The following is a 15,081-nucleotide window of genomic DNA, read 5'->3' as shown; positions in this document are numbered from 1 at the left end:
TTATTTAGAGTCCACGGTAAAGGATTACCGTGGAGTTTTTATGAAAGAAGTACAATTTCGAACGATAGACAAGCTGTTTATTAAAATGTCTATCAACGATAAGTTTTGGGTTATTTTCTTAATCTTTTTCGCCGCTGTGGCGAGCCTAGCTGGAATGAGCTATGTCAACAAAATGGAACAAATTGACGCAAGTGCAAAACAGCAAGTTGAATATCAACTCAAAGGCATTTTATCAGCGTCAGATTCCCCTGCCTCTGTTCGCTCAGTGAGTCAGCAATCTAAGCTTCAAGAAACCACTATTCTTAAGAATGGTGCGGTTACGGCAACAGCCTTAGCGCGAGACGGAAACTACTACTCTCTCACCAACTCAGATATCAATACACAAAATCAAAAGCAGCAGGCACTGTACTCTTTTTTACTCAGTTTTTTATGGTGTGTGCCCTTTGGTCTTTTCTGTTATTGGGTTGCGACCTTTTTAGGTGGTGCATTATGGGTTCTCTATTCAACCACGCAGAAGATTGGTGACGGCGATTTAACATCGCGCCTTGGTTTCCACCCTGGCCGTGATGAATTTGGCACGATTGGTTGCGCACTCGATCGCTCAATGGACACCCTAAGTGAGTTGGTTAATAACGTTAATCACAGCGCAGCCTCATTAAGTGAAACATCAGCCTCTTTCGAAACAGAGATGAAGCGCAGCGAAACACAAATCATGAGCCAGAACTCATCCCTAGACTCTGTTGCGACAGCAATGGATCAGATGACGGCATCTGCGAATGAAGTGACTAATATTTCCGCGCGTGCAACAGAGCAAACTGAGCACGATACGCAGCAAATCAATGACAGCCACGCTAAAGTTCAACTCGCAATCTCAGAGATCACCACCCTTTCATCTTTGATTGAGCAAACCTCTTCTTCTGTTACCAGCTTGAATGTGAACACCAGCCAAATTAATGAAGTGATCACGACGATCAATGCTATCTCAGAGCAAACCAACCTACTTGCCCTGAATGCTGCGATTGAAGCAGCTCGTGCGGGTGAACAAGGTCGTGGTTTTGCGGTCGTTGCTGATGAAGTGAGGACCCTGGCGAGCAGAACTCAATCAGCTACGGTTGAAATCCACGCAATGATTGAACGTTTACAACAAGAAAGTCAAAATATCGCAAAGATCACCGAGAAAACGGTCAATCAAGCACAAACCAGTAGCCAGTTGATTTCAAATATTGGTGATGACGTGAACTCTATCGCCGACTCGGCTCAAGCTCTAATGGACATGAGTATTCAGATAGCAACGTCAGCGGATGAGCAAAGTAACGTCGCGAATACCGTCGCAGCGGAACTTAACGATATCCGTAGTCAATCCAATGTGATTAAAGACGTGGTACAAAACTCTTCAAATGGCGTATCTAAGCTAACAGAAGCATCGGTGTCTTTATCTAAAACATTAGCAAGATACCGTATTTAGCGTTCGACCTAAATAACACTAAGTGACTCTAAGTTAAAATCAACGAAACGAAGAAGGGCTCGATAGAGTCCTTTTCCCTTATGAGTGTTTTAAATTAGTTTACGCTGAAAGCTAGGTTGTCATTAAAGATATATCGGTCTGAGGTCTGATCTCACAGTTTCAATCCAACCATTGGCTGCAAAGCCTACCGTTACAACATCGAAACTAGCACCGAAAAAGTAACGTATTCATCTAAAATGAGACGCACCACTGTGTGCCCACTAACTATCGAATTATCATTACCATGAAGCAAGTCGCAAAGGAAAGATTATGAGACATCAAAACTGTCTAATAATCGAGCTTAGGGGTAATCTAGTGGAGCAGGTCTTACTTTCGCTTACCCTCTTGCTGCAGGTGATACATAATGAATAATACAGAAGCATCAAATATCGAAAACGTTACATGCCCTTTATGCCAACACGACGAATATCTGCTTTCGGAAAGTGGAGAAAAGTTTACGTGTGCATCTTGTGGTTTCCATACCAAACAGTTCAGTAAAATCGTTAGCCTTCAGTTGGGTGCTAACCCGCCAAAGCTTCCGAGTTCGGTATATCATCACTTAAACAGTGCTTGCCATTAAGCCAAACCGAAATTTCTTCTAAACTGTATATATCCTGAGCCGCTAGCTCTGCTGAGTCGGCTTCTGGATCCATTATAGACTCATCAATACTTGTACGTAGCCGGAATGACTGAACACCGGCACGAACGCCAGCTTCCACTCCTTTCAAGGTATCATCAACATAGATGCACTCATTGGGTAAGAAACCCATGCTCATTGCGGTATACATAATCAGATCTGGCTCTGGCTTCCAGCTATTTGCATCAAAGGCTGAAAACACTTTCCCCTTAAAGTCGTCGAGCATTCCTGTCATTGCCAATGACGATTCAACTCGAGATTTAGGCGCATTTGAGGCAATACAAAACTCGATGTCTTGCTGCTTTAGGAACTCAATAAGACCGATCGCACCATCCATTGGCTTTAGATGTCGTTGAAATAGTGTTTCTAGCTCTGCGCGATATAGCGGTTCAAGTGTATCAATAGAAATAGATAGCCCAAGACGTTCTCGTGTATCCATTAAGATATCGGCCAATTTCCCGCCTTGAAAGTGTGCATAGCAGTCAGTAACGTTTAAATCAGCCCCAAAACTGGCGAATACATTCACCAAAGCTTGGCAACATAACTTTTCACTATCAATAAGTGTTCCGTCACAATCAAAAATCACACACTTCGTCTGTTCTAACCGCATAGATATATCACTCGCATTGAATCCAAGCTTTATCCTATAGCGTTATTTCACTCCTAAGGATGACTAAGGTAACAGTTTACCGATACCCTCTTATTTCTCTTCACGAAATATGCAGTGGATCACTTTAACGCACCAAGATAAGCAACAGCTCTCATTTTAATTGCTCAAATTGGACAATGCTGGATATTACTTGGCTTATAAAAGTCATCAAATGTCGTATAAAAATAAAAATGTAAGTTTGAGAGGAGAGCTTTGAAGAGGGTTCGCATAAATATAACACCAATCACAGTAAATTAGTGATCATATATACCGCCCCCTTTGTTAAAAGGCCGTGCATTGTATTAAGGTCAACGCTTTCTCAAGGAACCTTTAGTTTTCTAGCCACACTTTACGGCTAGAATCTTGACCTTCTACCCAAAAGTCATGCAGCTGCTTAGCAAAGCCGATCACATTTTGATCATCTTTATTCACAACATCCGATATCAGCAACTCATCATCTTTTTCTGTAACGATGGCACTCGCCACAACATCACCTTTTTGAGTGCCTACATATAATTCATGTTCATCCGATAACATTATCTGGCTCAAAAACTCTACGATATTGGCCCTATCCGCTTTATCTGAGTAAGCACTGGCTTGGTTAAGTGAGAATAGTACCGTCAACTTATGGAAGTCGACTTTATGCAGTTCATCTATTTCAGTGGGAGTTTGGTGTTGCGGGAGGAGTTGATAAGTTCTTTGGGAGAGTTGTTTTTTATAGATCTCTCGACCTAGAAGACTTTCCTTTGCGGGGTACGCGATGTCAAGCTGGCCAAATAGCCATTGGTTTTTATTATGTGCAATTTCAGGTATTTCATTATTCATTCTTTTAGTACCTACGGTTAGTATCCCCAAATATCACAATTATTTGGAAGACATATGGTCGGTTGAAGTGCCGAGCTACAAACAGAGAGCATACAGAGAGCATACAGAGCATGAACATGGCCAACAAGTAGTTTAAATGCTTCTTAGTTTTCATTATCCAACAACATCCTTTAAGAAGTTAGCGAAAAGCTCTACACTAATACGCGAACTTTCAATAATCTTCATACTAAACAGAACTATACAAACCAAAGGACTTCTTATGAAAAAAGCCTTAATAGCAGCAGGTATCCTCTTTATGTTAGCCGGCTGTTCAGACAACGAGGTTGGTGACGTCTCTTTGGGCTTCTTCACTCTCAAGGATATAAAAATGTCATCTTTGGATGATGATAAAATTCCAGGCGTGACGTGTCACATAGCTTCCGTTGAGGCAAATCTTAGCCTTTCTGACCCAAGTGACAGCTCTATTTCTTGTCGTCAAACCGGTGAAATTACACCAGAAATGATTGCTCAAATAGACAAGAGTAAATCTGGTGAAGTGGTCTTTAAACAATCAAAAAGCATCTTCTTTAAGACCATGAAGGTTCGTCGTATCTACGACGCGGCGAATCAATCACTGCTCTACTTGTCTTACACAACCAAAGAAACAGAAGGCAGTTTTAAACACAGCCTTTCAACTGTTCCACTATTAGGTACAAAAGCTTACGTTGAACCGTCAACGTTAATACCAACAGAATAGTGATACCGAGTCACCTGTACAGACATTGTACAGGTGACTCTGAATGTAATAAAAATGAAAGAAACAGAAGAAAAACGTGATATCATGCGGCAAAATTTTTTCACTGTATTTTTCATATGAAGTTTCCTGGACAGCGTAAATCTAAGCACTACTTTCCAACTCACGCACGTGATCCGTTGGTCAACCAAATTCAACAAACACCTAAACTGCACCGCGCAACCATTGTTGGTGTTGGACAGACTATTGTTGATATCGAAGCCCGTGTTGACGACGCGTTCCTAGAAAAATATGAACTGAGTAAAGGCCACTCTCTTGTATTGGAAGAAAGTAAAGCCGATGCGCTGTATGAGGAACTCGTTGAATCTGGTTTGATCACGCATCAATACCCTGGCGATACTATCGGCAATACACTGCACAACTATTCTGTTCTAGCAGACAGCAAATCAGTACTGCTTGGTGTAATGTCTAAGAAAATTGAAGTTGGCTCATTTGGTTACCGTTACCTTTGTCGTACTTCTTCTCGTATGAACTTAAACCACCTACAAACTGTTGATGGTCCAATTGGTCGTTGTTACACGCTCATTACCGAAGATGGCGAACGTACGTTTGCGATCAACGAAGGTCATATGAACCAGTTGCTTCCTGAAAGTATTCCTGAACAAATTTTCGAAAAAGCCTCTGCATTAGTTGTCTCTTCATACCTGATGCGTGGTAACCCTGACGATCCAATGCCAAAAGCCGTACAAAAAGCGATCGAATACGCGAAAGCGCACAATGTGCCTGTTGTACTAACGCTTGGTACTAAATATGTGATCGAAGGCAACGCTGAATGGTGGCAAGAATACCTCAAAGAAAACGTAACGATCGTCGCGATGAATGAAGATGAAGGTGAAGCGTTAACTGGTGAGAAAGATCCACTGCTGGCTGCCAACAAAGCACTTGAGTGGGTTGACTTAGTTCTATGTACAGCAGGTCCTATCGGCTTATACATGGCTGGCTATACAGACGAGTTAGCGAAGCGCGAAACAACGTTTCCATTACTGCCAGGAAATATAGCAGAATTCAACAAATATGAATTCAGCCGTTCGATGCGTAAGCAAGACTGTAAAAAACCAGTAAAAGTGTACTCTCACATCGGTCCTTACCTTGGTGGTCCCCTTGAGATTAAGAACACAAATGGCGCTGGTGATGGCGCGCTTTCTGCTCTGTTACACGACATGGCAGCTAATAGCTACCACCATGTGAACGTACCGAATTCAGAGAAACACGAGTACACTTGTCTTACGTACTCGTCACTGTCTCAAATTTGTAAGTACGCAAACCGCGTCAGCTACGAAGTGTTAACTCAGCACTCTCCTCGTCTTTCTCGTGCATTACCTGAGCGCGAAGATAGCTTAGAAGAAACATACTGGGATCGTTAATCTGGCCATAGTCAGTTAGTTGGTTTGATGAACCAAATCCAGATCATCCATTTCTCAAAAAGAGTTGCTATAGGCAGCTCTTTTTGTATTCAACATCAATATAAACGTGATGAAAGGCGACCACGTCAAATATTTTGCTCGTTTAAGAATTGATCCTGCGCAATAACGCTTTAGATCCGTCATCTTCCAGCACATAATTCGTGTGGTTGCCTTTACTTGGCCGATTTATACAGTACTATCGCCAGGCAACCGTTTACGTACTACCTTTCGGTTCTGATATAAGGATCAAACATGCTGTCTGATATTGATATTTGTCGCACAACTCCTCTTAAAAACATCAGTGATATTGCTGAACAAGCAGGCCTGCAACATAACGAACACCAGCCATTGGGCTTGTATAAGTCTAAAGTGTCTTTAACATTGTTGGATCGTCTAGCAGACCAACCAGATGGCAAACTAGTTATCGTGACCGCTATCACACCCACTCCTCTCGGTGAAGGCAAAACCGTTACCACTGTAGGGCTAGCGCAAGGCCTCGTTAAGATTAATCACTCAGCAATGGCTTGTATTCGTCAACCTTCAATGGGGCCGGTATTTGGCGTAAAAGGTGGCGCAGCTGGCGGTGGGTACTCTCAGGTTGCCCCTATGGAGCAGTTAAACCTTCACCTAACAGGTGACATTCACGCGGTTACTACAGCTCATAATCTCGCCTCTGCCGCAATTGACGCACGTTTGTATCATGAACAACGCGAAGGTTTAGAAGCATTTGAAGCGCGATCTGGCTTAAAAGCGCTGGGTATCGACCCAAACCGAATAGTATGGCGACGTGTACTCGACCATAATGACCGTGCTCTGCGGATGATCACTGTCGGTAAAAACGAAACTGGCAAAACCATCAATGGCTACGAACGCGAAGATGGATTTGATATATCAGCCGCTTCAGAGCTAATGGCCATTCTTGCTCTTGCTAATGACCTTCAAGACTTACGAAAACGTATCGGTCGTATCGTACTCGCCTATAACCATCAAGGTATGCCATTAACCGCAGATGACTTCAACGTTGCAGGGGCTATGACAGTAACCATGAAGGATTCTATTGAGCCGACACTAATGCAAACCCTTGAAGGTGTCCCTACCTTAATTCACGCGGGGCCATTTGCGAACATCGCCCATGGTAACTCTTCAATTATTGCCGACAAGATAGCCTTAAAGCTCAGTGACTTTGTTGTAACAGAAGGTGGATTTGGCTCAGACATGGGTTTTGAAAAAGCATGCAATATAAAAGTAAAAGCATCAAACAAGAAGCCCGATTGCGCAGTAATTGTAGCAACTTTACGTGGATTAAAAGCTAACTCCGGCTTATACGATTTGGAGCTAGGTACAGCCCTACCAGACTCGATCTTTAATGAAAACCAAGACGCACTCATTGCAGGTTTTGAGAACCTCAAATGGCACATCAACAACGTCAAGCAATATCAAGTGCCTACAGTAGTCGCGATTAATCGATTCCCACAAGATTCGGACAGAGAATTAGACGCACTAAAACAGATGATCATAAAATTCGATCCAAGCGTTGGCGTTGAAATAAGTGAAGCGTTTGATCAAGGTGGCGAAGGTGCGACTCAGTTGGCGCATGCCATCGTTAACGCTTGCCAAGATGAGCGAGACTTTAAGCCTCTGTATTATCCTGAGCAAAGCTTGGAAGAAAAACTGATGTCTGTAGCGGAAGCCGGCTATGGCGCATCAAGTATCACACTATCACCACTTGCTAAGCAACAGCTCGCAGAGTTCAACAAACATGGTTATAGCGGTCTATCCGTTTGTTTGGCAAAAACCCCCTTGTCTATCTCTACTGAAGCGCACATAAAAGGCGCGCCAACTCAATTTGATGTACCCGTTAGAGAACTCAAACTGTGTGCAGGCGCTGGTTACGTTTACGCTTTATGCGGCAATGTAATGACAATGCCCGGCTTACCAGATAGACCTGCATTTATGTCGTTAGACATTGATGACGAAGGGAGCATCATTGGTTTAAATTAGCGATTACAGAGCCTTAGCAAATAGAGTAAAAACACGAACAAAGGTCCTGCTCATGTTCCTCCGAGTATTACTGTCATCAGCAGGCCTTAATTTAACGATGACTTGCTATTACTTATATGGCTTAATTGACAGCCTCGAAGCAAAAAGTTGCACTAAAACCGCAGTAATATGCAATTATTGCTTAAAGTTCTGGGCCAAGATCACATTAAAAGCCCTATAAAATATATAGTATTGCACCGAATTCTTTGAGGACGGTGGATGAATACAAGTATAAAAAAGCTGATCAGCCAATTTCTGTGCACTATGTTTGCCTTAGGATTAGTACCAGCACTCTACATCAACTCTGAATTTGACAGAGTAAAAGCTCAGCATACGCTAAATATCAAACAATCCAGTCAAAACCAAATAGAATACAGCTTCCACAAGCTAGCCGTTATTGTGGAACAAGTATCCAATTCAGTGCCTTCCATTGCCGATTCAAAAACGTTACTTCGCGCCATTAAAGAACCATCGACGATTCACAGAGAAGTATTGCAAGATCTTTGGATAATGCTGGCTCGTACCCAACAATATTACTCTCAACTTCGTTACTTAGACTTAAAAGGTGATGAAGTTTTCCGTATAAACTACCGCAATAAGAAAGCGACGATAGTTCCAACTCATAAGCTTCAAAATAAATCGGATCGTGACTACTTTGAAAGGCTTAGCCACTTGAAAATAGGGGAAGTCATTTCAAGTAGCATTGATTTAGAAGTCGAAAATGGCGAAGTCGTTCACCCATTGACTCCTACATTGCGAATTATGACCCCAGTTGCTTCAGAAGGTCGTATTCTTGGCTATTTTATTGCAAACCTGAACATTCTAAAAATCTACGAACACCTTCTTTATCAAATCAACACATCTGCAGCCGTCCCTGTAATACTCAACAAAACGGGACATATCATCATGGGGCCTGATCTTGAAGAATCATTTGGACACCTTGTTGAGTCACGCTCAAATAAAACTTACGCAAATCTTTACCCCGAACTTTGGCAAGCAATTCAAGACAACACTTCTTCTAGCTATTTTGACGGTAAAAATTGGTACTTCTATGCAAATATCAGCCCCAAAATAGAGCAGTTTGAAGGCCCAATATACATGGTTCTTCATATTAAAAATCAACAATTTAGTAGTCAATACCAACGAGAAAACCACGCGATCATTGTGCAAGTTATTACACTCACAATACTAATCTCAATGATTTCAGCTGGCTTCGTGCTATGGAATAGAAACCACAAAAAGAACAGCATCGAAAGCCAATTAGCCAAAGTGGCAATGAATGGCATGTCGGCCTTAGTCATTACCGACAGAAATAATCGAATCATTAAAGTGAACCAAGAGTTTACTCGTGTAAGTGGCTACGATTTGGAAGATGTGAAAGGCCGCCAACCTTCTATGTTTGCTTCTGGCCGCTACAACCAGGAGTTCTACATTAAAATGTGGAGCGTAATCAAGCAAAAAGGCATGTGGGAAGGTGAAGTGGTGAATCGTCGTAAAGACGGATCGTTGATTACGGAAATACTTCGAATTCAAACCATCAAAGACTCAAAAGGTACCATTCAGTTTTATGTCGCATCATTTGTAGATATAAGCAAACACAAAGAACTTGAGAACAAACTAAGAAATTTGAGTGAGAAAGATGCGTTAGCAGGCTGTTGGAACCGACGTAAGTTCGACCGTGAACTTCGCGACGAATGCTCCCGTGTCAACCGTTATCCGACCCGAGAACAGTCTTGCTTAGCTATCTTAGATATTGACCACTTCAAACGTATTAACGATCGGTTTGGCCACGACTATGGTGATCGAGTCATTCAAACCGTCGCTCGAATATTACAAAGAGAATGTCGTGAAACCGACTTTGTCGCTCGTATTGGTGGCGAAGAGTTTGGCGTTATTTTACCTCATACAACAACTGAAGAAGCAGAGTATGTACTTAACAGGCTAAGAATCGCTATCAGTATTGAGCTCGACAACGTGACAACGGTAAGCGGAGGAATCACCAATCTCACAGATGACCCTGCACTCAATTATAAGTGCGCCGACTTAGCATTATACGAGGCAAAAGCGGCAGGTAGAAATAATGTGTGTTTGTTCCTAGACGCAGAAATGAACGAGATCGCCTAGCGGAGAGAGCAATATCGCCTGTACTAGGCAGTGCTTTAGTCTGGTGCTGGATAAAACTCTAATTGATTACCTTCCACCACTAAAATGCAATCCATATCCGCAGCGTGCGCCGCCTGCTTACCAAGATTGGTATCTTCAAATACAACACACTGCTTTGGCCGCAAACCCATGCCTAAACATGCATCCAAGAAAGTGTCAGGGTTTGGCTTATGATTCTTAACGTCGGTCGCTGTTACTAAAATATCAAGCTTATTTAAGATGTCCGTTTTCTCTAGCAATTGTTCAGCGCTTTTACGCTGACTGCCCGTCCCTACCGCAATTTTCTTGTCGCCTAAGTATTCTAACAACAAAGAATGGGTACAAGGGATAACGTCTCCTTTGTCTTCAATAGCCGCAAACGCAGCCATTTTAAATGTCGACACCGCGTGGGGATCGAGTGATAAACCATATTTACGATTCACTTCGCCGGCGATCTTATAACTCGGCATACCACCTAAACTATGTAGCCAAGACGCTTCGAAATGAAAGCCGAACTGCTCTGCCGTTTTTTGCCATGCTTTGACATGAGCAGGCATTGTATCAATTAACGTACCATCCATATCAAAGATTAACCCTTCATACATCGTCAAATCTATTTTCATTACTACTACCACTCTTTAAGAAAGTTACTGATACCATAACCAATATTCAGTATCATGACCGCATATTTCCGTTAACTATGGATGTTTATGTTACAAATATCTAACTCTGTTTCGATTCAAGACTGGGAGATCCAGTTAACAGCGATCAGAGCACAAGGGGCTGGCGGCCAAAACGTCAATAAAGTATCAAGCGCGATACATTTACGTTTTGACATTAAGCACTCCACCCTATCTGATTTCTACAAAGAGAAACTCTTAGCATGCAAAGATAGCCGCATCACCAAAGAGGGTGTGATTATCATTAAGGCGCAACAATATAGAACTCAAGAACAAAACCGAGACGATGCTTTGGTGCGTTTGAAAGAGCTCATCTTAGAAGCAACAAAAGTTCAAAAAGTTAGGCGAGCGACAAAACCGACAAAAGGTTCTCAAAAGAGACGTTTAGAAAGTAAAAAACAAAGAAGTACCACAAAACAACTCCGAGGAAAAATCAGCTAATCGCTCTATGGCACCAAAATGGGGAAAATATAAAATAGCAGTCAGACTTTATTGATTCATCGACTCATTGACTCAATAACCGTTATTTAAGCTTAATTAATAGTGACTAGCTCTTAACGTAATATTGCTCTTCTGACGCCACCAAGTAACATCAACACACCAAGCAAACCAAACGATACGCTACCACCACTGCTACCAGAACCAGATGAATTTAGCGCATTCACATAAGCCGTTCGTTTGGCGTCAGTAGAAACAAACTGAGCGGTTTCGTTACCAGCAATAACACTGTCGATCCAAACTTTGTAGTCTAATATTTCCGTAAATACAGACGTTACGGCAGAACTGCCGCCACATGTTTCAGGTCCAAAACTGGTGATCCCTACTTGTCTGTAAATCGAACCATCCTTCCAGTAAGCAGGACCACCAGAGTCCCCCTGGCAAGTACCGCCGTATAACTTAGTGAAGGCGCTATAGTCACCAACAAAACAAATTTGATTACTCGTCAGTGCTGAGCCATCAGAGAATGCTTTTGCGCATGTGGGGTTATCTACATAATTTAGTGGCGCTCTCTGTAATATTGTTGTGCCATCAAAGTCCGATTTTGTATCACCATGGCCTACAACAACAAAATCCTTTGCGACATTACGATAAGTATCATCTGGCGGGTATTTCACAACATCATTGATTGAATCGATATTAAGTGCGCTTTCTAGCTTGAGTACAGCAACATCATTGCGTAATAGATCGCTCAACGCATTTGAATAGTCACTGCGATAGTAAACTTCTGAAACTCGTGCTTTTTGAATGTTACCGTTAGGGAATTGAGAAGTGTCTTCCAGTTGAGGAACAACCGCAGTAAACAACTGCCCCTCTTCATTTCCATAAATACAGTGCGCAGCAGTCAGAATATGAGTCGGATTTAAAATGGTTGCGCCACAATAAGCACCTGTCGAGTAAACACCGTCATAATCAATACGATCAATGAACAAGCTTGCCATTGAAGGGAAATCAGTTACTAATGCGTTCGTGCCATTCACAATATAAGGTGTTACGCCTGCATCAGGAGTAATTTCGACCGCGCTTTCCGTTGCCATTACACTAGATGTGTAAATCAATGGTACTAAAAGTCCTAAAACGGCCTTACGAACCGGGCTCATTGTATGGTTCACATTCATAGTTAACTCCTTGTAACCCCTACTACTTATTTACAAAAATGATGTATCGCCACCATAACACGTCACAACCGTGATTATAGTAAGTATTTGTAACGATATCGCCACATATCTCATTTTATAAACGAATTTTAAGTAACCGTTGTTAGTGGGTAACGCTAAACCTTATACGCTCGCAAAAACATACGCGACCAAAAACAAAAAAGCCTATCGTTAAACATCCCTAAAAAGAGAAGCTAACAATAGGCTTTCGTTATACTTTGTGTTTTCTCTTAAAAGAGATTAGCCACGGTAGTAACGTTGAGGTACGAATGGCATTTTTTCTACTGTCATTGGTAGCTTCTTACCACGAACTTCAGCGAATACTTCAGTGCCGATAGCCGCTAGATCAGTGCGAACATAAGCCATTGATACTGGCTTGCCAGCGTTAGGACCCGCTGTACCACTTGTTACAACGCCAATCTTGTTGTCTTCAGCATCGAACAACTCAGCGCCTTCACGTACTGGAGCCTTAGTTTGACCCACTAGACCAACACGCTTGCGTTGAACGTCTTTCGTTGCGATTTGCTCAAGGATGATATCAGCGCCAGGGAAGCCGCCCGCACGCTCACCGTCAGTACGACGCACTTTTTGAATACCCCATAGAAGGCTAGCTTCTACTGGAGTCGTTGTTGTATCTAAGTCGTGACCGTATAGACATAGACCACACTCAAGACGAAGTGAATCACGTGCGCCAAGGCCAATCCATTCTACTTCAGCTTCTGCAGTTAGCTTACGCGCTAGCGCTTCAGCGTGATCGTTAGGAACAGAGATCTCGTAGCCATCTTCGCCCGTGTAACCACTGCGGCTCACGATGCATTCAACGCCATCGATATCCATTTTTTGAACATCCATGAACAGCATGTCTGCAACGCTTGGTTGGAAACGAGCTAGAACTTCAGATGCTTTAGGGCCTTGAAGTGCGAGTAGAGCGCGGTCATCAATCACTTCCATTTCTACATCTGCAGGAAGGTGTGCCGTTAGGTGATCGATATCTTGTGTCTTACAAGCTGCGTTCACAACAACAAATAGGTGATCGCCAAGGTTAGCAACCATCAGGTCATCCATGATGCCGCCCTGCTCGTTAGTAAAGAACGCGTAGCGCTGCTTACCAGAAGGAAGGTCGATAATATCTACAGGAACCAAAGATTCTAGGACAGCAGCTGCATTTGCACCATGTAGACGAAGTTGCCCCATGTGAGAAACATCAAAAAGACCGGCAGCATCACGAGTGTGTAAGTGCTCTTTCTTTACACCTAGTGGATACTGAACTGGCATGTCGTAGCCAGCGAAAGGAACCATCTTTGCGCCTTCTTCAACGTGAAGTGCGTGCAGTGGTGTTTTTAGTAGGTCTTGATTAGCGTGTTCTTGAGTCATTTTATTCTCCATGAAGCGTTGCAGGCTTTCCAAATCGAATCTGCCGCTTATATCTCTATTTAGAGTCGCTTCTAACGCTAGGTCTCAGCATTAGAAACAGTAGATAGTAAAAAGTGATGTCTTTTATATAGGCTTATATAGTTAGCGTTATAAAAATAGATAGCTGTACAAAAGCTCTACAACTCACTTTCTAAGAATTCACTTCAGTAAACTTCAATCAACATGAGTAAACCGTGTTCACTATAGTAAACAAGCCTGAGTCAGTTTTACACCCTTAACAAGATTAAAACAGCTCAAAATGTGACATTTAACAATTTAAAAACAATTATTCGATGGATACAAAAACGCGACATTGATGATTTTCACATCAATGTCGCGTCATTTGGCCAACGTTAGAAACAAAAGCAAACGTTTGCATTCACTATAATAAATTCTAACTTTGTTAACTTATTTTGCTGTCACCCACAAAATCAGCGCATCTTCTGTACTAGTAGAAATCAACATGTGGCCCATATTGGCATCGTAATACATGCTGTCACCTTCACTCATCGGTACGGGCTCGTAGAATTCTGAGTAGAACATCACATCACCGGAGATAATCATCAAGAACTCTTCACCATCGTGACGAACCCAATCGTTATATTCTTCAAAAGTACGCGCTCTTACGCGGCTTTTGAACGGCATCATCTTCTTGTTAGAAAGCTCTGTCGCAAGCAGTTCATGCTCATAAGTCGGTGTCGGATGAGGTTTACCTTGGCCTGCTTTAGTTAAGTCACGACGTCCTGTAGCGACCTTTTTCCTTGGTGGCTCAAAGAGTTGCGGCATATCAATTTGTAAACCCATCGCTAATTTTTGCATAGCCTGGAAGGTTGGCGAGATTTGTTCATTCTCGATTTTGCTGAGCGTAGAACGCGCCAAGCCAGTTCTTTGGCTTGCTTCTTCTAGCGTGATCCCAAGCTTGCCGCGGATATCTTTAATGCGCTGGCCTAGCCTAAGTGGCTCTATATTCTGGTCTAACGTTTCTTTCGCCAACGTTAAAGATGGGTACTCATCATAAATGTCTTCTGACATAGGTCCCTCATTATTTTCTTGCTTCCTGTCTATTCATTTCATTGTTGCATGAAGCGCTTTGTTGATTAAAGAGCACACACAGAAATAAAGCGTGCTCCCTGTAGCAAAACGAGAAAAGTTGTTTCCTATTGGAAATTTTTGTTGAAAATTGATTTTATCGGAGCTATGTTATCGACTTGTTAGATGAAGAGATGCTACTTCAGCTTGTACCAAATGATAGTTTTAACATTTGTAAGAGCTGTTTTTTACCCGAACTTTTTGGGAAACAATTCGTGCTGCATTGACCCTACAACGATCGATTAGATGCT

At 42.3% G+C, this 15,081-nt stretch carries 13 protein-coding genes; 7 read left to right on the top strand and 6 right to left on the bottom strand.

Annotation, left to right across the window (positions count from 1 at the left end):
• Nucleotides 1–40: 40 nt before the first annotated feature.
• Together OCT63_RS08225 and OCT63_RS21540 are read left to right on the top strand one after the other, a co-directional pair.
• Nucleotides 41–1,465, top strand: coding sequence for a methyl-accepting chemotaxis protein (locus OCT63_RS08225; protein WP_269983547.1), 1,425 nt, complete (start codon nt 41–43; stop codon nt 1,463–1,465).
• Nucleotides 1,466–1,868: 403 nt separating this feature from the next.
• Nucleotides 1,869–2,084 (top strand): hypothetical protein, encoded by a 216-nt coding sequence (locus OCT63_RS21540; protein WP_082710305.1) that lies wholly within the window; start codon nt 1,869–1,871, stop codon nt 2,082–2,084.
• On the opposite strand, the gene OCT63_RS08220 is transcribed toward OCT63_RS21540, so the two are convergent.
• On the bottom strand, nt 2,026–2,751 hold the full coding sequence (locus tag OCT63_RS08220; protein WP_269983546.1) for an HAD-IA family hydrolase: 726 nt from the start codon (nt 2,749–2,751) through the stop codon (nt 2,026–2,028). The two genes, OCT63_RS21540 and OCT63_RS08220, sit on opposite strands and share 59 nt — an antisense overlap.
• Nucleotides 2,752–3,120: 369 nt before the next feature.
• The gene (locus OCT63_RS08215) at nt 3,121–3,615 is read right to left on the bottom strand and encodes a hypothetical protein (protein WP_060466820.1); all 495 of its coding nucleotides are present in this window, start codon (nt 3,613–3,615) and stop codon (nt 3,121–3,123) included.
• 259 nt (nt 3,616–3,874) lie between these two features.
• Between OCT63_RS08215 and OCT63_RS08210 the strand changes: the two genes are divergently transcribed.
• The 4 genes from OCT63_RS08210 (at nt 3,875) to OCT63_RS08195 (ending at nt 9,975) form a co-directional block, all read left to right on the top strand.
• Nucleotides 3,875–4,351 carry a CreA family protein gene (locus tag OCT63_RS08210; protein ID WP_060466821.1) on the top strand — a complete coding sequence of 159 codons (477 nt, stop codon included), beginning with the start codon at nt 3,875–3,877 and terminating at the stop codon, nt 4,349–4,351.
• A 116-nt stretch (nt 4,352–4,467) separates the two neighbouring features.
• On the top strand, nt 4,468–5,772 hold the full coding sequence (locus OCT63_RS08205) for an inosine/guanosine kinase (protein ID WP_060466822.1): 1,305 nt from the start codon (nt 4,468–4,470) through the stop codon (nt 5,770–5,772).
• 291 nt (nt 5,773–6,063) lie between these two features.
• Complete coding sequence (locus OCT63_RS08200) at nt 6,064–7,812, top strand: formate--tetrahydrofolate ligase (RefSeq protein WP_269983545.1); 1,749 nt, start codon at nt 6,064–6,066, stop codon at nt 7,810–7,812.
• A 258-nt stretch (nt 7,813–8,070) separates the two neighbouring features.
• The gene (locus tag OCT63_RS08195) at nt 8,071–9,975 is read left to right on the top strand and encodes a sensor domain-containing diguanylate cyclase (RefSeq protein WP_269983544.1); all 1,905 of its coding nucleotides are present in this window, start codon (nt 8,071–8,073) and stop codon (nt 9,973–9,975) included.
• A gap of 35 nt (nt 9,976–10,010) precedes the next feature.
• On the opposite strand, the gene OCT63_RS08190 is transcribed toward OCT63_RS08195, so the two are convergent.
• Nucleotides 10,011–10,616, bottom strand: a complete 606-nt coding sequence (locus OCT63_RS08190; protein ID WP_060466825.1) for a beta-phosphoglucomutase family hydrolase — start codon at nt 10,614–10,616, stop codon at nt 10,011–10,013.
• 87 nt (nt 10,617–10,703) lie between these two features.
• Here OCT63_RS08190 and arfB point away from each other — a divergent pair, with 87 nt between their 5' ends.
• A complete protein-coding gene (arfB, locus tag OCT63_RS08185; protein WP_060466826.1) occupies nt 10,704–11,114 on the top strand; it encodes an alternative ribosome rescue aminoacyl-tRNA hydrolase ArfB in 411 nt (136 codons plus the stop codon).
• 113 nt (nt 11,115–11,227) lie between these two features.
• Here the strand turns inward: arfB and OCT63_RS08180 are convergent, their stop codons facing one another.
• The 3 genes from OCT63_RS08180 to OCT63_RS08170 form a co-directional block, all read right to left on the bottom strand.
• Nucleotides 11,228–12,289: a S1 family peptidase gene (locus tag OCT63_RS08180; RefSeq protein ID WP_269983543.1), complete on the bottom strand. Its 1,062-nt coding sequence runs from the start codon at nt 12,287–12,289 to the stop codon at nt 11,228–11,230.
• Nucleotides 12,290–12,568: 279 nt separating this feature from the next.
• Nucleotides 12,569–13,702: a glycine cleavage system aminomethyltransferase GcvT gene (gene gcvT / locus OCT63_RS08175; RefSeq protein WP_269983542.1), complete on the bottom strand. Its 1,134-nt coding sequence runs from the start codon at nt 13,700–13,702 to the stop codon at nt 12,569–12,571.
• A gap of 447 nt (nt 13,703–14,149) precedes the next feature.
• Complete coding sequence (locus tag OCT63_RS08170) at nt 14,150–14,773, bottom strand: helix-turn-helix domain-containing protein (RefSeq protein WP_017064652.1); 624 nt, start codon at nt 14,771–14,773, stop codon at nt 14,150–14,152.
• Between the last annotated feature and the right edge of the window lie 308 nt (nt 14,774–15,081).

It is taken from the genome of Vibrio sp. RW (assembly GCF_027587105.1).
Taxonomy (GTDB): domain Bacteria; phylum Pseudomonadota; class Gammaproteobacteria; order Enterobacterales; family Vibrionaceae; genus Vibrio; species Vibrio toranzoniae.
Note: the sequence above shows the minus strand (reverse complement) of the source record. Positions and strands in the feature narration are given on the sequence as shown.